Below are 21143 nucleotides of genomic sequence, written 5' to 3'. Positions count from 1 at the left end.
TATGGTCGCTCATGTTGACGTTGACGTCAACGTCAACGAGACTGTGCGGCATGCAGGTCGTCGTGGCGAACAGGGGAGAAGTGGCGGTGCGGGTGTTGCGCACCGCCCGGGAACTGGGTTGGCGGACCCTCGCGGTGCACACCGCCGAAGAACGGGACGCGCTGCACGTCCGCCTGGCCGACGATGCGGTGGCGCTGCCGGGCGTCGGAGCCGCCGCCTACCTCGACGTCGCGGCCGTGGTCGCGGCGGCGCGAAAGGCGGGCCCCGGCGCGTTGGTGCATCCCGGCTACGGATTCCTCAGCGAAAGCGCGGAATTCGCGCGGGCGTGTGCGGCGGCCGAACTCGTGTTCGTGGGTCCGTCGCCCGCGGCGCTGGAGATCTTCGGCGACAAGACCGCGGCGCGCGCGGCGGCCGAGCGCGCGGGTGTCCCGGTGATCCCGGCGACCCGCCGCGGCGCGGACATCGCCGAGGCGGAGGCCCTGCTCGCCGCGCATCCCGACGGGGTGATGGTGAAGGCCGCCGCGGGCGGTGGCGGACGGGGCATGCGGGCGGTGCGCGACGCGAGCCGTCTGCCGGAGGTGTTCGAACGCTGCCGTGCGGAGGCGCTGGCCGGATTCGGCGACGACGCGGTCTACGCGGAGGCGCTGATCCCCGCGGCGCGCCACATCGAGGTCCAGATCGTCACCGACGGCGCGGTGGCGGCGGCCGTCGGCGATCGTGATTGCAGCGTGCAGCGCAGGCAGCAGAAACTGCTCGAGGTCGCGCCCGCACCCGAGTTGCCCGCCGGGTTGCGCGAGCGGCTGCATCGCTGGGCGGCCCGGCTCGCCGAATCCGTCGGCTGCCGCGGCGTTCTCACCGTCGAATTCCTGGCCCGCGGCGACGAGGCGTGGTTCCTCGAGGTCAACCCGCGGCTGCAGGTCGAGCACACCGTCACCGAAGCCGTCCTCGGCATCGATCTGGTCGCGGTGCAATGCGATCTCGCCCGTGGCGCCACGCTGGCCGATCTCGCCCTGCCCGATCCCGGCGCGGCGCGTGGTTACGCGGTGCAGGCGCGCCTGAACGCCGAAACCGTCACCGCGGGCGGCGACGTGCTGCCCGGCACCGGCACGCTGACCCGGTTCGCGCCGCCGACCGGTGTCGGCGTGCGGGTCGACACCGCCGCGTTCGCCGGGATGCGGCAGGACGCGCGCTTCGACTCCCTGCTGGCGAAGATCGTCGCCCGCGGTCCGTCCTATCCGGCCGCGCTGCGCCGGTGCGCCGACGCGCTGGCCGAGACGGTCGTGACCGGGGTGGACACCAATGTCGCCGTGCTGCGCGCGGTTCTGGCGGACCTGTCGGAGGGCCGCGTGGTGCCGACCACCTGGTTCGAGCGAAATGTCGACCAACTGGTCGAGCGCGCAGGCGATTTCGCCGTCGCCCTGCCCGCCGCGCCCGGCCGGGAAGAGACCGCGCCGGCCGAAGTGACGCTGGCCGGCGACGAGGAAGCGGTGCGCTCGCCCATGGGCGGCACGGTGGTCGCTCTCGCCGAACCCGGCGCGGTGATCGCGGCGGGCGGCGAGGTCGCGGTGCTGGAAGCGATGAAGATGCAGCACGTGGTGCGCGCCGAGCAGGACTTGCGCGTGTGCCGCCACGTCACGGCGGTCGGGGCGGTCGTCGATCCGCACACGCCGCTGCTGACCTTCGTCCCCGCCGAGCACGACGGCGCGGTGCTGGATGACACCGCGGTCGATCTGGACTCGGTGCGCGCCGACCTCGCCGAGGTCAACGCTCGCCACGGCGTCGTGCTGGACGAAGCGCGGCCGGAGGCGGTGGCCAAACGCCATCGGCTCGGGCGGCGCACCGCAAGGGAGAACATCGCCGACCTGGTCGACGCGGACAGTTTCGTGGAGTACGGCGCGCTCGCGGTCGCCGCCCAGCGTCTGCGCCGCAGTCCGGAGGACCTGATCGCGAACACGCCCGCGGACGGGCTGATCGCGGGCGTCGCCACCGTCGACGCCGAGCGATTCGGCCCCGACCGGTCCCGCGCGGTCGTGCTGTCCTACGACTACACGGTGCTCGCGGGCACCCAAGGGATGCGCAACCACGTCAAGACCGACCGCATGCTGGAACTGGCTCGCGTGCAGAGTCTTCCGGTGATCTTCTTCACCGAGGGCGGCGGCGGCAGACCCGGTGACACCGACTACCCCGGCATCTCCGGCCTCGACGTGACCACCTTCCGCGCGATGGGCGCGCTGTCGGGCCGGGTGCCGCTGATCGGGATCGTGTCCGGGCGCTGCTTCGCGGGCAACGCGGCGCTGCTCGGGATGTGCGATGTCGTGATCGCCACTCCGGACGCGAATATCGGCATGGGCGGTCCCGCCATGATCGAGGGCGGCGGCCTGGGCGTATACGCCCCCGAGGAGATCGGCCCGATCGACGTGCAGCGCCGCAACGGCGTCGTGCACGTCGTCGCCGCGGACGAGGCGGAAGCGGTCGCCACCGCGCGGCGCTATCTGGCCTACTTCCAGGGCGACATCGCGGACTGGACCGCACCGGACCCGCGACTGGCGCGGCACGTGGTCCCCGAGAATCGGCTGCGCGCGTTCGACATTCGTGCCGCCATCGAGGCCGTCGCCGATGTCGGCTCGGTGCTGGAGTTGCGCCGCGACTGGGCGGCCGGGATCGTCACCGCGCTGATCCGGGTCGAGGGACGGCCGTTCGGCTTGATCGCCAACGACTGTCACCATCACGGCGGGGCGATCGACGCTCCGGCCGCCGACAAACTCGGCATGTTCCTGCGGCTGTGCGACGCGCACGGCTTGCCGATCGTCTCCTTGTGCGACACACCGGGTTTCATGGTGGGCCCGGAGGCGGAGAAGGACGCCACGGTGACGAAGTTCAGCCGCCTGTTCATCGACTCCGCCGCGCTCTCGGTGCCGCTGGGCACCGTCATCGTGCGCAAGGGCTACGGTCTCGGCGCTCAGGCCATGGCGGCGGGCTCGTTCCGCGCGCCCCGGTTCGTCATCGCCTGGCCGACGGGGGAGATCGGCGGCATGGGGTTGGAGGGCGCGGTGCGTCTCGGGTTCGCCAAGGAACTGGCCGCCATCGAGGATCCGGGCGAGCGGCAGCACGCGTTCGACAACCTGGTCCAGCTCGCCTACGCCAACGGCAAGGCGCTGACCGCCGCCACCGTCCTGGAAGTCGACGACGTCATCGATCCGGCCGATACCCGCCGCTGGATCCGCACTCTGCGCTGACCGCGCCGCCCGGCGGGCCGGGAATCCGGCGCGACCTGCTCCGCGCGCCGGGTTAAGATCGTGATCCGCACGCGCGCCCCATCAGGCGCCGTGCCAGGACGGTCCGTCCTCACCACGGGATCGCGGACCGGCGAGCCGGGCAACGCCCGCGACGCACCCACGGCAGAGAGACCTGCCGCGACCAGCCGGTGTGTCGCCCCGGGCGCGGCCGCTTCCTCGATCGTCGGCGTCAGCCTGCGCGAAATCACACTGCGGCAGCGGTATTCGCGCGTCTCGACGCAGCAGAACGGAGTTTCCCGTGAGCTCATCCCTCGCGCGGCCGACCGCGCCGCGCCCGCAGCATCCCGATCCGGCACCCCCGCCCGCGACCACGGAACGCATGACCGGCGCGCAGGCCGTGGTCCGCGCGCTCGAAGAACTCGGCGTCGAAGTGGTCTTCGGCATTCCGGGCGGAGCGATTCTCCCGGTCTACGACCCGCTGCTGGATTCGCGCCGGATCCGGCACGTCCTGGTCCGGCACGAGCAAGGCGCGGGGCACGCGGCCACCGGCTACGCCCAGGCCACCGGCAGAGTCGGCGTGTGCATGGCGACCTCGGGACCCGGCGCGACCAACCTGGTCACCCCGCTCGCCGACGCCCAGGCCGACTCGGTGCCGGTGGTCGCCATCACCGGCCAGGTGGGTACCCCGGTGATGGGCACCGACGCCTTCCAGGAGGCCGACATCACCGGCATCACGATGCCGATCACGAAGCACAACGTGCTCGTCACGCGCGGCGCCGACATCCCGAGAGTCCTTGCGGAGGCGTTTCATCTGGCCGCGACGGGACGGCCCGGCGCGGTTCTGGTGGACATCCCGAAAGACGTGCTGCGCGCGCAGATGATCTTCCAGTGGCCGCCGCGGTTGCGCCTGCCCGGCTACCGGCCGGTGACGACGCCGAACCCACGGCAGATCACCGCCGCGGCGCGCCTGATCACCGCGGCGCGGGCGCCGGTGCTCTACGTCGGCGGCGGAGTGATCAAGTCCGAGGCGGCCGGGGCGCTGCGCGCGTTCGCCGAACGCACCGGTATGCCGGTGGTGACCACGTTGATGGCGCGCGGCGCGTTTCCCGACAGTCACCCGCAGCACCTCGGTATGCCCGGCATGCACGGCACCGTGACGGCGGTGGCCGCGTTGCAGAAGGTCGACCTGCTGATCGCGCTAGGCGCCCGTTTCGACGATCGCGTCACCGGCGATCCGCGGACGTTCGCGCCCGGCGCCGCGGTGATCCACGCCGACATCGACCCGGCCGAGATCGGCAAGAACCGGCGGGCGGATGTGCCGATCGTCGGCGACTGCCGCGAGGTGCTGGAACAATTGCTCGCCGCGGTCGCCGCGCAGCCGCTGCCGGACCTGTCGTCGTGGTGGACGCGGCTGGAACGGCTGCGCGCGGACTATCCGCTCGGCTACCGATGGCCCGCTGACGGCTCGCTGGCGCCGCAATTCGTGATCAGTGAAATCGGTCGCGCGGCGGGGCCCGACGCGATCTTCTGCGCGGGCGTCGGCCAGCATCAGATGTGGGCGGCGCAGTTCATCGGCTACGAGAATCCGCGCACCTGGCTCAACTCCGGCGGTCAGGGCACGATGGGGTACGCCGTGCCCGCGGCCATCGGCGCGAAACTCGGTGCGCCGCACGCGGAGGTGTGGGCCATCGATGGCGACGGGTGTTTCCAGATGACCAACCGGGAGTTGGCGACCGCCGCGGTGGAAGGCATCCCGATCAAAGTCGCGGTGATCGACAACGGGCACTTGGGCATGATCCGGCAGTGGCAGAACCTGTTCTACGACGAGCGGTACTCGCAGAGCGATCTGCGCACGCACTCCCGGCGCGTCCCGGATTTCGCGGCGCTGGCCGAGGCGCTGGGCTGTGTCGGCCTGCGCTGCGAGCGCAAGGAGGACGTCGCGGAGGTGATCGCGGCCGCTCGCGCGGTGCGGGACCGTCCGGTGGTCGTGGACTTCGTCGTCGGCGCCGACGCGCAGGTGTGGCCGATGATCGCGGCCGGTGCGGGCAACGACCTGATCATGGCGGCCAGGGACCTGCGGCCGTTGTTCGACGACGCGGACGAGCTGCCCGCCTCGGGCAGCACCGCGGAGGACGTCCGATGAGCACACGGGTGCTCGACCTGCTCGTCGACGACCCCTCCGGCGCCTTGGTGCGGCTGGCGCTGGTGACGCGCAGATTCGGCGGCGCCGTCCGGGAATTGACCATGACCACCGATCCGGCGACCGGCACGACGCGAATGCGCGTGCTACTCGGCGGCGACGACGCGACGACCGCGCGGATCGCCGATCGCCTCGCCGGACTCGTCGGCGTGCGGGCGATCATGCGTTGAGCCTGCGCGCTCGAACCGGCCCGGCCGCCGTGGCGCGTCAGCCGACGCCGTCGAGCGCGTCGACCAGGTTGCGGGCGCGCAGGTCGAGCGCGCCTTCGATGATGTGGTTGGTGACGTAGGCGAAGGCGAGACGGCGTTCGGGATCGGCGAACGCGAGACTGCCACCGCGGCCGGGATGGCCGAACGAGGAACTCCCGCCGAGCGGCACCTCCGCGGTGGGCAGCATGTATCCCGAGGCATACCGGCCGGGCAGCATCAGCACGTGGTCGGTGCCGGCGACCTGCTCCCTGGTGGCCGCCGCGAGGGTGTCGGCGGTGAACAGGCGCGTGCCGTCGACCTCGCCGACGAGCGCCGCGTACAGCCGGGCCAGGCCGCGGGCGGTGCCGATGCCGTTGCTCGCGGGCAGCTCGGCGGCTTGCACGGCGGCCGAATTGAAGTCGATGTCCGCGGGGTCGGTGATCTGGAAGGCCCGATTGACCAGCGCACGGGGATCACGCATCGCGGCGACCAGTGGACGCAGCGGTTCGGGAACGGCTTCGTCGGGCAGCGCGGTCGGGTCGGGTGCGGGCGCGAAGACCAGGCGGCTGACCCGATCCCGCTCGGACGGCGGCAGGCCGATGAAGAAATCGATGCCGAGCGGACCCGCGATCTCCTCGGCGAGAAACCGGCCGGGCGTGCGACCGGACACACGCCGGATCACTTCGCCGACCAGCCAGCCGTAGGTTCGGCCGTGATATCCGAACGCGGTGCCGGGCGGCCAGTTCGGCGCCTGCGCGGCCAACGCCTCCACCATCGGTTTCCACGCCAGCGCCTCGCTCAGCGCGACCGGTTCGTCCAGCGCCGCCACGCCCGCCTGGTGGGTCAGCAGCCAGCGCACCGGGATGCCGGCCTTGCCCGCCGCCGCGAACTCCGGCCAGTAGTGCGCCACCGGCGCGTCGAGATCGAGTTCTCCCCGTTGCGCCAGCAGGTGCGCGATGGTGGCGACGACGCCTTTCGTCGCCGAATAGACCAGCTGCAGTGTGTCGCGCCGCCACGCTCGCCCGGTCTCGGGATCGGCTGTCCCGCCCCACAGATCGACCACCGGCCGTCCGTCCCGGTACACGCAGATCGCGGCGCCGATGTCACCGTGCTCGGTGAAATTCGCCGCGAACGCCTCCCGCACGCCCTGGTAGCCCGCGTCGGCCGTTCCCTCGATGATCATGCTCGACAGCTTGTCACGACGTGGCCGAGCGGGCATCGGGGCCGGTGACCACCATCGAGAAGCCCTTCCCGTCGCGATGTCCGGCATTCCGGCAGTTCGGTGTCGAACGCGGCACGGTCGGAGGGATCGGGCCGCGTTCGACACCGACCACCGTGTTTTCTCGACCACGGAACCGCTGAGAGCGCGTAGTCCTGGCCGATAGGGACGACGTTGCTCCCGTTCATGGCCGCCGGCCCATCGGCTGATCCTCCGGTCGCTCCGAGGTCGCTGGGCGGGTGGATACATATATCCGGAAACCGGGAACAAACCGGTTCTCTGTATACATATATTCTCCGTACGGATGGCCGACGACGAGTGGAGTGTCAGTGACGGAGCTGGATTCTGCACTGCTGGTGCGCGCGTTGCAGGCCGATGATTCGCATACCCCCGAGTCGGTGCGCGCGGTGACGGCCCGGTTGATCCGGGACGGTGCGCTCACCGCGGGTGCGCGCTTGCCGACTATTCGCGAGGTCGCCCGGCGCTGCGGGCTGAGTACGCGCACGGTCGTCGCCGCCTGGAGCGCGCTGCGCGAGGAAGGGCTGATCGCCACCAATCGACGCGGTGGCACGGTGGTTGCCGCGCTCGAGCAGGCCCCGGCAGCTCGTGCGCTCGCGGCCCGCGACCTGCTGACCGGAAGCCCGGACTACGCACTGCAACCCGATCTGGCGCCCGCCATGCTGGCCGGACTGCACACCGATCAGCTCAACCGGCCCGGGCGTGACTACATCACCGATCGGCTCCGCGCCGCCGTCGTCGACAGTTGGCCGTTCGCGGCCGAGGCCTTCGCCGCGGCGGGCGGCGGTTCGGAGGGATTGTTCCTCGCGGTGGACGCCGCCGCGTCCGCGGGTTCTCTTGTGGCCGTGGAGGAGCCGGTGATGCCGGGCTTCCTCGACACGCTGGCGGAGGTCGGGTACGAGGTGCTCGGTATCGAATCCGACGAACAGGGTGCGCTGCCCGGCGCGCTGGCGGCGGTGCTGCGGCGCAGGCCGTCGGTGGTGGTGCTCCAGCCGGAGGGCGGGTACGCGACGGGTGGCGCGCTGTCGGAGGACCGCGCCACGGAGCTGGCCGCGGTGCTCGCGGCGGCGGAGCGGGTGCCGTGGATCGTGGAGGACGACGCGGTGGGGCCGCTGGCTGTGGCCCAGGCGCCCTCGCTCGGCCGCTGGTTCCCGCACCGGAGTGTGCGGGTGCGCAGCTATTGCAAGGCCTACGGCATGGACATCCGGACCTGCGTCATCGGCGGCAGCGCCGAATTGGTCGAACGGGCCATCCGGGCCAGGGTCCACGGTATCGCCGCCAACAGCCGGATCCTGCAGAACGCTCTGGCGCACCTCATCGCCGACCGCGCGACCGCCGCATTGATCGCCACCGCCCGCGATCGCTACACCGCGCGCAGGCAAGGGCTGCTCGCGGCGTTGCGCGAGCGCGGCGTCACCGCGCGTTCCGGGGTGAACAGCCTGGTGGTGTGGGTGGAGGTCGCCGATGAACAGGCGGCGCTGCTCGGGCTGGCCCGGCACGGGATCGTCGTCGGGTCGGGTGCGAAATCGTATGTGGCGCCGCCGCGTCCGGGCGTGGTGCGCGTCGCGGTGCCGCAACTACCCGATGCGGACGCCGGGCTCGCCGAACTCGCGCGCCTGCTCGCCGAGGCCGCCGGCGCCACGCATCGGGAGTTCCTGGATTAGCGGACGGGCCGAGGACGCGGCCGCGGGGCTATCTCGGTGCCGACGCGGTGCAGGCATTCCGCGTATCGGGGATGACCGACCGCGAGCGGAATCTGGAACAGCACCTCGGTGGCGGCGGCGAGGCCCTGGTCGTCGCGTAGCTGTTCGACGATCTGCTCGGCGGTTCCGATCCGGATGCGGTTGTCGGCCAGGAATTGTCGTCGGTCGGCGGCGTCCCGCAGCTGCCGGTAGTAGGCCGGGCTCGCGCGGATGTCGGTGTCGAGCAGGTCGAGCGCATCGCGTTCGCTGTCACCGGGCAGCACCGTGACGCTCGACCCGATGCGCGGCGTGCCGTGGCAGGTGGACAGGTAGGCGTCGACGAGTTCGGCGACATCGCCGCCCGCGCGCGCCTGCGAGTTGCCGTGCGGAAGCAGTCCGTCGCCGGCCGCGCCCGCGCGCCGGGCGGTGTCGCTGTTGCCGGTGGACTGCCAGAGCCGGGAACGCAGGGTGCCCGGCGGCGGATACAGGGCGATGTCGTCGGTGACGCGCCCGGAGGCCAGGAGACGCTGTAGCGCGGCCAGCCGGTCGGCGTACAGCGCCTCCCGGTCGGTGTCGGGAACACCGAATCCGCTGTAGCTGGAGGCGGAGTGGCCGAATCCGAGGCCCTTGCCGACACCGAGTTCGAGCCGTCCGCCGCTGAGCGCGTCGGTGACCACCGCGTCCTCGGCCAGGCGCACCGGATGCTCGAACGGCAGCGCGACCACGCCGGTGCCGAGCCGGATCGTGGTGGTGTGCTGGGCGACCGCGGCGACGAAGGGGAACACGGAGGGCAGTGCGGCGTGATGGGCCTCGAAATGCCTGGTGGCGAACCAGACGGCGCCGAAGCCGAGCCGTTCGGCGCGCACGCCGATGTCGATGGTGTGCCGGTAGACCTCGGCGACGGGCGGGCCGCTGCGCAACTGCACGAACAGCGACGGCGGTCCGATCACCGCCGGTGACGACGAAGTGATCACAGCCGGTAATGCCCTCTCAAGGTGGTGGTGTCGTATTCCGTGCGGAAGAGGCCGCGCCTGCGCAGCAGCGGGACGACATGGTCGACGAAATCGGCCAGCCCACCGGGTAATTCGTCGATCATCACATTGAATCCGTCCACGGCGCCCGCCTCGAACCAGTCCGCGATGAATCCGGCCACCTGTTCCGGGCCGCCGACCACCTTGGCGTGCACACTGCCCGAGGCCAGCAGTCGCGCCGCGCCGCGCGTGTCCGCGCCGCTGGAGCGCACGTACTCGAGCAGCACCGCGCGTTGGCCGCGTGACCCGGCGTCGGTGTTCTCGTCGGGGATCCGCTCCCACGGGAACGGTGCGTCCAGGTCGAGATCGGCGGGGTCGACGCCGAGCCGATCGGCGAGGTTGACCAGTTGGATGTCGTCGGGAATGAGGTCGATGAGCTCGCGTTCGCGTCGCCGGGCCGCGGCTTCGGAGTCGGCGAGCACTACGATCAACCCCGGCAACAGTTTCACGCTGTCGGGGGCGCGCCCGGCGTCGACGGCCCGGCGCCGGAGTTCGGTGCGGCGCTGCGCCGCCGACGCGGGATCGACGTGTGCGGAGTAGACGGCGTCCGCTGTCCTCGCACCCAGTTCCACACCGTGGGCGGAAGCGCCCGCCTGGATCAGCACCGGCCTGCCGTGGGTCAGCGGCGGCGCCTTCAACGGCCCGGCCACCTGGAAGAACTTGCCGTCGTGGTCGATCGGCCTGACCACCGCCGGGTCGAGGTAGCGTCCACTGGCCTTGTCACCGACGACCGCGTCCGCGGGCACCGAATCCCACAGCGCGGTCACCACGTCGAGGAATTCGGCGGCGCGGGCGTACCGTTCGGCCTTCGGCAGGGCCTGGCCGAGGGAGTAGTTGCGGGCCGCGGCGTCGCCGCCGGTGACGACGTAGTTCCAGCCCACCCGGCCACCGGACACCGCCGACAGCGCGGCGAACGAGCGCGCCAGATTGTAGGGGTCGTTGTAGGACGTCGTGGCGGTGATGATCAGTCCGATATGGCTGGTGTGCGCGGCCAGCACGGACTGGGCGATGAACGGGTCGAGCAGCCGGCTCGGCGCATTCCAGTCCTTGGCCTGGAGGTCCGGTGAGTCGGCCAGGAACACGGCATCGAGCAGTCCGCGTTCGGCGACGCGCGCCACGTCGAGGTAGTGCTCGATCCCGACGAAGTGCGCCGCGGGTTGCTCGGCGCGCCGCCACGGGCTGCCGATGGTGCCTCCTGGTATCAGATTGGCGTTGAGGATGACATGTCGTGGCTGGTCGGCCATGGCGGATCTCCGGGGATCAGAGTGACGGGACGGGGCCGGGCGCGGGAGAGTCGCCGCGGACGAGAGGGCGGGCCGGGTCGGCGGTCCACTGCGAGAGCGAGCCGGGATAGAGGGCGATCTCGATGCCGAGCGTGGCGAGGACGAAGACCTGCAGCGCCGCGGCCATCGCGCTGCCGCAGTGGGTGGCCGCCTGCGTCTCGGGGCCGAGGCCGAGGCCGTGATAGCGCGCACGCAGGGTGTGTTCGTCGCGGAGCAGTCCGTGCTCGTCGAAGTCGTCGAAGACCGGCGCGCTCACGGCATCCGGGATGTGACCGGCGAATTCGCCCTCGCCGCGGTAGTGGCTGTGCGGGCGGGCATCGAGGAGGACGCCGCGTTCGGGCAGGGTCGCCACGGCGGCGGTGCCGATCACGGGAAGTCCGCCCGGACGCGCGGAAACGGTTCCCGGCGTGACGGCTTCGGCGCCGGGGACGACGGGGCCGCCTGCCGCGCGCCAGGCCCGCAGCCCACCGTCGAGGAGCCGGACGTCGGTGAGTCCCGCCCAGCGCAGCACCCACCAGGCGCGCGCGGCAGGCACCGAGCGGGAGTCGTCGTAGACCACCACGGTGCTGTCGGCGCGGATGCCCCAGCGCCGCAGCGCGGTGGTGAGCGGTCCGGCTTCCGGGAGCGGTCGGGCGCCGGAGCGCGCGGTGGCGGGGCCCGCCAGGTCGGCGTCGACGTCGACGAACCGCGCTCCGGGCAGGTGCCCGCGCCGGAACGCGTTCGGGTCCGGCCCGGCCGGGCCGACTCGGACGTCGAGCAGCACGAGCTGTTCCGGTGGGTCGTCACGCAACTCGCTCGCTGAGATGAGGTGGGCGGCACGGGCGCCGGGCATGGCGGTCCTTTCGACGCTCGGACGATGCGCGGTGCCGAGGATATGTATCCCGATGCCGTGAAAACATAATTCGGGTCTCCGTGACTTTTTGTGTTCACAGTATCGCGATGCGACTCATATGTTTTCACCGCCGAGGTCGACCGACCCGGCGGATACCAGCGGGAGGGCTGCTGTGGGAGACGTCCTGACGAGCCGAGTCGTCGACGCGGAATGGTTGCGGACCCGTCTCTCGGACCCCGGCGTCGTCGTCATCGAGGTGACCAACACGCCGGGCGCCGAGGCGGACCGCAGCGTCATCGCCGGTGCGCGCACCGTGTACTGGAAGGACCTGCTCTGGCACCGCTCGCGCCGGGAATTCCCTTCGGCGCCGGTGCTCGTCGATCGTCTGCGCGCACTGGGCGCGGGCGCCGGGTCGACGGTGGTCTTCGCCGGCGAGCCGACGCAGTTCGCCGCGTACGCCATCTGGGTGGCCGCGGCCGTCGGGGTCGGTGGTGACCTGCGCTATCTGGACGGCGGATTGCCCGCGTGGCGCGCGGCCGAAGCCGCGAGCGACCCCGCGTCGAGCGCCTCCGCCGCACCGATCGAGCGCGCCGCCGCCAAGGCCGCGTCCACCGCCGATGCGCAGGCCGCCGAATCGCCGGAACCGCTGCCTCGAATCACGCCGCGCCACGACGAAATCGTCGTCGGCCGGGACGAGGTCCGCGCGGCCATCGGGTCGTCCGTCGCGATCCTGGATCTGCGCTCGCCGCAGGAGTATTCGGGACAGCGGGTGTCCCCGCTCACCGAGCCGATCGATCACGGCGCCGAACGGGCAGGCCGGATTCCGGGCGCGCGTAGCCTGCCCGCGCAGGATCTGCTGGACGAGCACGGACTGCTGCGGCCGGTGCCCGAACTCCGGGAACGGGTGGCGGCGCTCGGCATCGACAGTGCCGACCGGATCATCGCCTACTGCAGGCTCTCGCATCGCGCCGCGCTGGGCTGGCTGGTGTTCACCGACCTGCTCGACGATCACCGGGTCCGCGTCTACGACGGGTCATGGACCGAATGGGGCAGCCTGGTCGGCGCGCCCATCGAGGACTGAGCCGCGATGAATCCACACCGGCGCAAAGTGTTCGGCCGCATCGCGAGCGTGGTCCTGTCCGCAGCGGCGATGATGTGGGCCGCGGTCACCCTGGCATTCCTGGCCGTGCACATCGCCCCCGGCGATCCGGTCACCGCGATCATGGGGGAGTCCAGCGATCCGGCCTTGCGCGCGCGGATCGAACAGGACTGGGGTCTGGACCGCCCGCTGCTCGTGCAATACGGGCAACACCTCGCACGGCTGCTGCACGGCGACCTCGGCTACTCGTACGTGCGCGGCGAACCCGTGACCGACATCGTTTTCGGCGAACAATTGGGCAGCAGTGCGCAACTCGCCGGATTCGCCCTGCTCCTCGCGGTCGTCCTCGCGCCACTGCTGGCCGTGCTCACCGCGGGCAGACGCGATGCCCTGAGCCGGTCGATCACCACGGCCGAGATCGTGGTGGCCTCCGCGCCGCCCTTCTGGACCGGGTTGTTGCTGATCTGGATCTTCGCCTTCACGCTGAAAGTGCTGCCGGTGACCGCGGGCAACGAGTTCCAGCGCCTGATACTCCCGGCCGTCACCCTGGCTCTGCCGATCGCCGCGGTGCTGTCCCAGGTCATGCGGGAGGGGATCGAGCGCGCGCTCGAGCAACCGTTCGCGCTGACGGCCCGATCACGCGGCATCGGCGCCATCCGCCTGCGCCTGCGACACGGGCTGCGGCACTCACTGATCCCGGCCGCGACCCTGGCCGGATGGGCCGTGAGCGGTTTGCTCACCGGGACCGTCGTCATCGAGGAGGTCTTCGGCCGGTCCGGCGTGGGACGGGCGACGGTCGAGGCCGTCGGCTATTCCGACGTTCCGGTGGTACTCGGTGTCGCGCTGCTGTCTGCCGCGGTCTATCTCATCGTCACGGTCGTCGTCGACATCGCCTATCTCTGGATCGATCCGCGCCTGCAGGAGGCCGCCGCATGACGACAGCCATACTGCGGCAACGCTTCACCTTCCCGGTGCCGCACCGTCCCGTCGCCGTCCTGATCGCGGGCGCTGTGCTCGTTCTCGCGGTGACCGCCGCCCTCGTGCCCACCCTGCTGGCCTCCGGCGATCCGCTGCACACCGATCTGGTGGCCGCGCATCACGCGCCCTCGCTGTCGCATCCGTTCGGCACCGATCAACTCGGCCGTGACGTGTTCACCCGTGTCGTGCACGGCACCCGGTTGTCGCTGTTCATCGGGGTGTCGGCGACGGCACTCGCGGTGCTGCTCGGCGTGAGCGCCGGACTGGTGGCCGGAATCGGTGGCCGGATCGTGGACTCCGTCGCCTCGCGCGCCTTCGATCTGCTCGGCGCGTTCCCCGAGGTGCTGCTCGCCTTGGTGCTCATCACCTTCACGGGCACCGGAACCGGCAATCTCGTCTTCGCCCTCGGCATCGCCGCGGCGCCGAGATTCGCCAGGGTGATGCGGGCGGAAACCCGGGCGGTGCGCGCCGCCGACCACGTCGCGCAGGCACGGCTGCTGACCCGCTCACGCGCGCGGATCGTCGTTCGCCACATCCTGCCGAACGCGTTGCGGTCGTTGCCGGTCGTGGTCACCCTCGGCCTCGGGACCAGCATTCTCGGCGCCGCCGCCCTCAGTTTCCTCGGCTTCGGCCCGCAACCCCCCGACCCGGAGTGGGGTTCCATGCTCGCCGAGGCGCACGGCGATCTGCGTATCGCGTGGTGGTCGGTCGCCTTCCCCGGCGCCGCCGTCACGGTCGTGGTCCTGGCCACCACGGTGCTCGGCCGCCACGTGGGACACCGTTTCGAACGAAGGGCACAGCCATGACGCTCACCGCCGCCGCCGTGCCGAGCGCGGGCACCGTGACCGAGACCGTGCTGAGCGTACGGAACCTGCGCGTCGGTTTCCCAGGGACCGAGGGCGATGTCGTCGAGGGCGTCGGCTTCGACCTGCGGCGCGGCGAGATCCTCGCCATCGTCGGCGAATCGGGATCGGGCAAATCGGTGACCACACGCAGCCTCGTCGGCCTCGCGGGGGCGGGCGCCCGGGTGCGAGCCGACCGTTTCGACCTGTTCGGCGCCCCGGCACTCGGACTGAGCGAACGGCAGTGGCGCCGGATCCGTGGCGCCCGAATCGGATTGGTGTTCCAGGACGCGCTCGTCGCGCTCGATCCGCTGCGCACCATCGCCGCCGAGATGTCCGAAGCGTTGCGCGCGACACCGCGCTCTCTGCGCGCCGCCCGCATCGACGAGCTGCTGCTCTCGGTGGGGATCGCCGATCCCGAGGCGCGCAAGCGGCAGCGGCCGTTCCAGCTGTCCGGTGGCCAGCGCCAGCGCGCGCTGATCGCCTCCGCCCTCGCGGGCGACCCGGACATCCTCATCGCCGACGAACCGACCACGGCGCTGGATGTGACGGTCCAGGCGCAGGTGCTCGACCTGCTGGTCCGGCAGGTCGCCGACGGACGGTCGATGATCCTGGTGAGCCACGACCTGGCGGTGGTGGCCTCGGTGGCCGATCGCATCCTGGTGATGAAAGCGGGGCGCGTCGTGGAGCAGGGGCCCGCGGCACAGGTCATCGGCGCTCCGCGGCACGAGTACACCAGGGCGCTGATCGCCGCGGTGCCGCGGGGCCGGGCGGGCGCACCGCCGTCCCGTCCGGGCGCACCGATCTTCACCGCGAGGGCGCTGAGCAAGTCGTATCGGGTGCGTGGCCGTTCGGTACCCGCGGTCGCAGGCGTCGGCTTCGAGATCAGGGCCGGTGAGGTGCTCGGTGTGGTCGGTGAATCCGGTTCGGGCAAGTCGACGGTGGCGAAGATGGTCACCGGGCTGATCGAGCCGGACAGCGGCGACATGCGTTTCGCCGCAGCGCCGTTGACGCCGCGCACCCGCCGTCCCGGCCGGATCGGCCTGGTCGCACAGGATTCGACCGGGTCCTTCGACCCCCGCTACCGGGTGGGCGAGATCATCGGCGAGAGCGTCGCCCTTCGGGTCGGCCGTCGCGAGCGGCGCGCCGAGGTGCTGGATCTGCTCGACGCGGTGCACCTGCCCGCGGCCTGCGTCGATCGCCACCCCCGCGAACTGTCGGGCGGACAGCGGCAGCGCGTCAATATCGCCAGGGCGCTGGGCAGCAGGCCGGAACTGGTGGTCTGCGACGAGCCGGTGTCGGCGCTCGACATCTCGGTGCAGGCCCAGATCCTCGATCTGATCGCCGAACTGGCGCGCGAGCGCGGGGTCGGCATCCTGTTCATCTCCCACGATCTGGCCGTGGTGCGGCAGATCTGTCACCGCCTGCTCGTCCTGCACGGCGGCGTGATCGTCGAATCCGGTTCGTCCGACGACGTTTTCACGGCGCCGACTTCGCCGTACACCCGTTCCCTGCTCGATTCCGTGCCGCGCCTGGCGGTACCGGACACCACAGAAAGCCCCTCGCGTGCGTAATCGCCTCACTCGACTGTTCACCGCGCTGGCCGTCGGCGTCGTCCTCGCCGCAGGCGCCTGCGCCTCGGACCCGGAACCCGGCAGCGGCAAGGGCGGGCCGACCTCGCCCGCACAGCCGGGCGGCACCTTCACCATCGCCTTGCCGTCCTATCCGACCCGCGGCCTCAATCCCCACGTCGGCGCGGCCTTCGACGCCTCCCAGGTGCTGCGCAACAGCTACGACAGTCTCATCGCCGAGGACCGCGACGAACAGTTCCACCCGTGGCTCGCCTCCGAGTGGACCGTTTCCCCCGACGGCACGGTGTACGAATTCACGCTGCGCCGGGACGTGACCTTCCACAACGGGGAGAAGCTGGACGCCGCCGCGGTCAAGGCGAACATCGATGTGCTGAGGAACCCGGACAACCCGTCCTGGACGGTGCTCGGCCTCCTGCAGTACTCGAGCGTCAGCGCGGTGGACGTGGTCGACCCCTACAAGGTGCGGATCACGCTGAGTACGCCCCGCGCTGACTTCCTGTCCACCCTCGCCGGACTCAGCGGCGCCATCGTGGCTCCCAGCACGCTGAACGTCGACAAGGAGACCCTCACCAGCGGCGCCGGGCTGGTGGGTTCGGGTCCGTTCATCCTGGACAAGGCGGTCCAGGGGCAGGAACTGAGGTTCCACCGCAATCCCGACTACCGATGGGGTCCCGCCACCGCCGCGCATCAGGGCGCCGCGTACGTGGACGATCTCGTCGTCAAGTACATCCCGGAAGCCTCCACCCGCGCCGGCCTGCTGCGCAGCGGCGAGGTGGACGCGATCGGCACGGTCAAGGCCACCGACATCTCCCTGTTCGACGGGATCGACCGATTCCAGTACGAACAGATCGGCTCGTCGGCCGCGCCCACGGTGATCATGCTCAATCTCACCAACGGCCCGACCACCGACGTGCGGGTGCGGCGCGCCATCGCCGGGGGCGTCGACATCGCCGCGGTGGTGGACAGCCTGACCAAGGGTTCCCAGAAGCGCGCCTGGAGTCTCATCTCTCCGGACAGCGCCTATTACGACGCCAAGTACGAGTCCAAGGGCAAGCCCGATGTCGCCGCCGCCCGCGCCCTGCTCGATCAAGCGGGCTGGACCGGCAAGGACGCCGACGGCTACCGCACCGACGCGGCGGGACAACGCCTGACCGTCCGCCTGCTGGCCACGACGCCGACCTACCCGGAGGACGATTTCCTGAAGGCATGGCAGGCCGAGCTGCGCCAGAACCTCGGCATCCGGGTCGAGCTGCAGTTCGTCGAGAACGCCCAGGTCTACGACCTGCTGGCGCGCAACCAGTACGAGGCGTTCCCGCGGCAGGTCGGCGGCCTGGACCTGTCGCTGCAGTTCAACCGCGCCTACGGCTCCACCACCCCCGATCTGAAGTACGGCCAGATCGACGGCATCACCCTCGGCTCCATCGTGGCGGGCGCCAAACTGGCCGATCCCCAGGTGGACCGGTGGCTCGTCGAATCGACCAAGGCGACCGACCCGCAACAGCGCAAGCGGCTGTTCGACACCATCACCGCGCACCTGCTCGACAACGCCGTCGCGATCCCGCTCTACACCGACCGCAACAGTGTCGCGGCGAGTTCCGCGATCCACAACGTGACCACACTGTTCGACCCGCCCCGCAACACCGTCAATGCCTGGGCATACGACATCGCCGTCCGCTGACCAGTCTGCCGCCAACCCATAGTTCCAGGAAGGCTCGATCATGACCGCCGCAACGCAAACCCTCACCTTCGATCGCAATATCCCGCGCGGCATCGTGCACCGGGAATCGATCGCCGAGGTGTTCCTCACCGACGCGCAGCCGATTCTCGACGGCGCGGTGTTCGCCGCCCAATTGCCGCGCAACCACTCGTATTTCAGCGACCACCGTGGCACATCGACCACCTACGATCCCCTGCTGCTCATCGAGGTGTTCCGGCAGGTCGCGATCTATTACGCGCACACCTTCCTCGGAGTGGCCCGCGAGGAGAAATTCATCTTCGGTTCGGCGGATTTCACCATCGCCGACCCCGACACCTTGCGGATCGGCAACTGCCCGGGGCACTGCGTCATCGAGGCGCGGGTGATCGGCGAGAAGCGCCGTGACGATCAGGTCATCGGCCTGTCGCTCGAGATGGTCGCCGAGATCGAGGGCCGGGAAGCCGCCCGGGAGGTGATGGTCTACCAGTGGATGCCCGCCGCGGTGTGGAACCGGATCAGGGTGCGGGGGCGCGCGGCGCTGGGTCTGCCGGCCCAGCACGTGATCCCGGAGCAGGTGCCGGTCGCGCGGATGCGGCCGGGTTCGGTCGGCAGGCACAACCCGCGCAACGCGATCCTGGCGAATCCGGTGCTGTCGGCCGAGCACGAGCTGACGGCGTCGACCATCATCGACACCAACCATCCCTCCCTGTTCGATCACGCCCTCGACCACGTCCCCGGCATGTTGCAGTTCGAGGCGGCCCGGCAGGTCGCGATGGCCGCCGCGAACGCCGTCCTCGGCCTGGACACCAGCCGCATGGTGATGCAGCGGCTGAGCATCGAGTTCACCAAATTCGGTGAATTCGAGCGCGAGACCATCGCCAGGGCCACCGTCGCCCCGCTTCCTGGTGCGGGCGGCGGCGTGCGGGCGCAGGTGGCACTGACCCAGGACGCGGATGTCATCGCCGCCGGTGAGGTGGAGCTACGCTTCCGCCCGGCCGACGTCGGGACGATGGTCCAGTGACCGCCGCGAAGACGGCGGGGCCGTTCGTCTGGTTCGATTTCGGCGGGGTGCTCTCGCCGCCGCTCGACGAGCTGTTCCTGCGCTACGAGGAGGTCGCGGGCATTCCGTCCGACCTGCTGAAATTCGCCATCGCCGAGGTGGGCGCCGAATACGGGCTCGCGCCGCTGGCCCCGATCGAACTGGCGCTGCTCGATGAACGCGAGTGGGTCGGCAAGCTGCACGCCGTGCTCAGGGCCAAGCAACCCGAGCTCGATCTCTCCCGCAGCGAACCCGATTTCGGCAGGCAGTGGTTCGCGGGCCACCGGGCCAACAGCGCGGTCCGCGACTTCGCGATCGAGCTGGCCGACAGCGGCATCCCGGTCGGGGTGCTCAGCAACAATGTCGTCGAATGGGAGCCCTACTGGCACGAAATGATCGATCTGGACGGGGTCCTGAGCGCCCTGGTCGATTCGTGCAAAGTCGGGTTCCGCAAGCCCGATCCGGAGATCTTCGCCCTCGCCGCCGAGCAGGCGGGCGTCGCCCCCGGTCAGTGCCTGCTCGTCGACGACCTCGCGGAGAACTGTGCCGCGGCACGGGAATCCGGCTGGCGGGCGGTGCGGTTCCGTACCGCCGAGCAGGCGATCGCCGAGGTTCGCGAGGTGCTGGAGCGATGGCCGGGCTGAGCGCCGTCTCACCAGGTGCCGGCAAGGTAGCCGTCCGGACGGACCAACGCGCAGGTCCACGTCTGGTCCGGAGACACCTTGCCGGTCACCGTGATCGCGTCGGCGGGGGCGTGCGGCACCGGGACGTGCTCGTCGGGCCGGATTGCCACGAACCGGCCCGCCCGCAGCAACTCGGTGAGGGTCCGCACGCCGCCGCCGGCTTCGGTGACCACCAGATCGTGCTGGAATCCGGACTGGAACTGCCCGCTGACGAGCTGCGCGACGGCGTCGTGGATCGCCGGGACCGCGAGCATGGCCACCATCGCCGTACGCAGCTCGGGCTCGCGCGGGTTCATCATCCGCGATTGCAGCACGGTGTTGGCGACCACCGCCGCCGCGACGGCGACCCGTTCGCGCGAGTACTCGTCCAGGACGGCGGGCCCGTCGTGGCCGGTGATCACGCGGGCCAGTCGCCAGCCCAGCGCGAAAGCGTCCTGCATGCCGGTGTTGAGGCCCTGGCCGCCGAGCGGGTAGTGACTGTGCGCGGCGTCGCCCGCCAGCAGCAGCCGTCCGTCCCGCAGACGGGTGCGGTAACGGCCGTGGTCGCTGAACCGGGTGAGGTGGCTGATCCCGCTCAGCGCGGGCGGTGCGCCGAGCACGTATTCCAGGCGTTGCCGGTACTCCGGCGCGCCGGGCTCGGGCCGGTGGTCGAGGGCGCCGCTGAAGTCCATGGCGATGATCCGCGCGGGACCGTGCGGATTCGGATTGTGCAGGGTCCATCCGGTGGGCGTCGGATTCCAGCCCGGTGGAATCCCGCTGTCCGTGGCCGCGATCGCCAGCCCGGCGATGGCGTTCATGGTCGCCGGGTACACCTGCGCGGGGAAGTCTCCGGTGCGGGCGACGAGGCTGCGGGCGCCGTCGGCGCCGACGGCGTAGCGGGCGCGGACACGCAGCGAGCGATCCGCGCCGTCGACGGCCACCTCGGCCACCACCGCGTCGTCGCGGACCTCGAGCCCGGTGACGGTGTGACCGCGCAGGATTCGTGCGCCGAGATCACCCGCGCGCGCCTCGAAGGCCGCCTCCAGCCGTGCCTGCGGGATGCCCGCGATCGGACCGGGCTCGACACTGGGCGCGCTGATCGTCAGCACCGGTTGCGCCGCGAACTGGAAGGGGGTCCGGCGTACACCGTGCGGATCACGCTGTATCGCTTCGGGATTCACGGACGGGAGGTATCCGCGGCGCGCCAGCAGCGACAGCGACCGGGCGTGCACCGTGCCCGCTCGTGGGCGCAGGTCCAGTTCGGTGCGGGTCTCGACCACGACGACCCGGATGCGCTGGAGCGCCAGTTCGGCGGCGACCAGCATGCCGACCGGGCCGCCGCCGACCACCAGCACATCGGTGTCGAGGAAATCCGGTCCGGGGTGCGCCGTGCTCATCACATGCTCCTGGGGCGAGGTCGGGGATCTGGTCCGCGGCAGCAGTTGTACGAAGCTCATCGTAGCTACTAACATCATAGTACCTATTAGCCCGGTGGTACCTCGCGCGTTCCGAAGTCCTTCCGCCGTGCCGAGCCCACCCGACCACC

16 protein-coding genes are annotated in these 21143 nt (G+C 71.0%); 11 read left to right on the top strand and 5 right to left on the bottom strand.

Features of this window, described 5'->3' with window-relative positions; translation table 11 throughout:
• Positions 1-50 precede the first annotated feature (50 nt).
• The 3 genes from NB3_RS08400 (at position 51) to NB3_RS08390 (ending at position 5606) form a co-directional block, all read left to right on the top strand.
• Positions 51-3236, top strand: a complete 3186-nt coding sequence (locus NB3_RS08400; protein WP_067799080.1) for an acetyl-CoA carboxylase family protein — start codon at positions 51-53, stop codon at positions 3234-3236.
• 298 nt (positions 3237-3534) lie between these two features.
• Positions 3535-5379, top strand: coding sequence for an acetolactate synthase large subunit (locus NB3_RS08395; RefSeq protein ID WP_244891810.1), 1845 nt, complete (start codon positions 3535-3537; stop codon positions 5377-5379).
• Entirely contained in the window at positions 5376-5606 is a 231-nt protein-coding gene (locus tag NB3_RS08390) for an acetolactate synthase small subunit (protein ID WP_157111635.1), read from the top strand. The genes NB3_RS08395 and NB3_RS08390 overlap by 4 nt, the downstream gene beginning before the upstream one ends.
• Before the next feature lie 37 nt (positions 5607-5643).
• Here the strand turns inward: NB3_RS08390 and NB3_RS08385 are convergent, their stop codons facing one another.
• On the bottom strand, positions 5644-6807 hold the full coding sequence (locus NB3_RS08385) for a serine hydrolase domain-containing protein (protein WP_067799074.1): 1164 nt from the start codon (positions 6805-6807) through the stop codon (positions 5644-5646).
• Between the two features lie 365 nt (positions 6808-7172).
• On the opposite strand from NB3_RS08385, the gene NB3_RS08380 reads away from it, so the two are divergent.
• Positions 7173-8525, top strand: coding sequence for an aminotransferase class I/II-fold pyridoxal phosphate-dependent enzyme (locus tag NB3_RS08380; RefSeq protein WP_067799071.1), 1353 nt, complete (start codon positions 7173-7175; stop codon positions 8523-8525).
• On the opposite strand, the gene NB3_RS08375 is transcribed toward NB3_RS08380, so the two are convergent.
• Genes NB3_RS08375 through NB3_RS08365 form a run of 3 tightly spaced genes read right to left on the bottom strand, consistent with a single transcriptional unit; the run spans position 8522 to position 11689 of the window.
• Positions 8522-9517 (bottom strand): LLM class flavin-dependent oxidoreductase, encoded by a 996-nt coding sequence (locus NB3_RS08375; RefSeq protein WP_067799068.1) that lies wholly within the window; start codon positions 9515-9517, stop codon positions 8522-8524. The genes NB3_RS08380 and NB3_RS08375 overlap by 4 nt on opposite strands.
• Positions 9514-10818 carry an NtaA/DmoA family FMN-dependent monooxygenase gene (locus NB3_RS08370; RefSeq protein WP_067799065.1) on the bottom strand — a complete coding sequence of 435 codons (1305 nt, stop codon included), beginning with the start codon at positions 10816-10818 and terminating at the stop codon, positions 9514-9516. Before NB3_RS08370 ends, NB3_RS08375 begins: the two co-directional genes overlap by 4 nt.
• A gap of 16 nt (positions 10819-10834) precedes the next feature.
• Positions 10835-11689, bottom strand: coding sequence for a sulfurtransferase (locus NB3_RS08365; protein WP_067799062.1), 855 nt, complete (start codon positions 11687-11689; stop codon positions 10835-10837).
• Between the two features lie 172 nt (positions 11690-11861).
• Here NB3_RS08365 and NB3_RS08360 point away from each other — a divergent pair, with 172 nt between their 5' ends.
• Genes NB3_RS08360 through NB3_RS08330 form a run of 7 tightly spaced genes read left to right on the top strand, consistent with a single transcriptional unit; the run spans position 11862 to position 19579 of the window.
• Positions 11862-12770: a sulfurtransferase gene (locus NB3_RS08360; RefSeq protein WP_084485997.1), complete on the top strand. Its 909-nt coding sequence runs from the start codon at positions 11862-11864 to the stop codon at positions 12768-12770.
• A gap of 6 nt (positions 12771-12776) precedes the next feature.
• Positions 12777-13724, top strand: coding sequence for an ABC transporter permease (locus NB3_RS08355; RefSeq protein ID WP_084485995.1), 948 nt, complete (start codon positions 12777-12779; stop codon positions 13722-13724).
• A complete protein-coding gene (locus NB3_RS08350; protein WP_067799059.1) occupies positions 13721-14572 on the top strand; it encodes an ABC transporter permease in 852 nt (283 codons plus the stop codon). Before NB3_RS08355 ends, NB3_RS08350 begins: the two co-directional genes overlap by 4 nt.
• On the top strand, positions 14569-16182 hold the full coding sequence (locus tag NB3_RS08345; protein ID WP_067799056.1) for an ATP-binding cassette domain-containing protein: 1614 nt from the start codon (positions 14569-14571) through the stop codon (positions 16180-16182). Before NB3_RS08350 ends, NB3_RS08345 begins: the two co-directional genes overlap by 4 nt.
• Positions 16175-17878 carry an ABC transporter substrate-binding protein gene (locus NB3_RS08340; protein ID WP_067799055.1) on the top strand — a complete coding sequence of 568 codons (1704 nt, stop codon included), beginning with the start codon at positions 16175-16177 and terminating at the stop codon, positions 17876-17878. The genes NB3_RS08345 and NB3_RS08340 overlap by 8 nt, the downstream gene beginning before the upstream one ends.
• A 40-nt stretch (positions 17879-17918) precedes the next feature.
• Positions 17919-18917: a ScbA/BarX family gamma-butyrolactone biosynthesis protein gene (locus tag NB3_RS08335; protein WP_067799054.1), complete on the top strand. Its 999-nt coding sequence runs from the start codon at positions 17919-17921 to the stop codon at positions 18915-18917.
• Entirely contained in the window at positions 18914-19579 is a 666-nt protein-coding gene (locus tag NB3_RS08330) for an HAD family hydrolase (RefSeq protein ID WP_067799053.1), read from the top strand. Before NB3_RS08335 ends, NB3_RS08330 begins: the two co-directional genes overlap by 4 nt.
• A gap of 8 nt (positions 19580-19587) precedes the next feature.
• On the opposite strand, the gene NB3_RS08325 is transcribed toward NB3_RS08330, so the two are convergent.
• Positions 19588-20994, bottom strand: coding sequence for an FAD-dependent monooxygenase (locus tag NB3_RS08325; protein ID WP_067799051.1), 1407 nt, complete (start codon positions 20992-20994; stop codon positions 19588-19590).
• Positions 20995-21143: the final 149 nt, after the last annotated feature.

It is taken from the genome of Nocardia beijingensis NBRC 16342 (assembly GCF_001612785.1).
In the GTDB taxonomy this organism is placed as follows: domain Bacteria; phylum Actinomycetota; class Actinomycetes; order Mycobacteriales; family Mycobacteriaceae; genus Nocardia; species Nocardia beijingensis.
The sequence above is the reverse complement of the archived record's forward strand: the minus strand, read 5'-3'. Positions and strand labels throughout refer to the sequence as shown.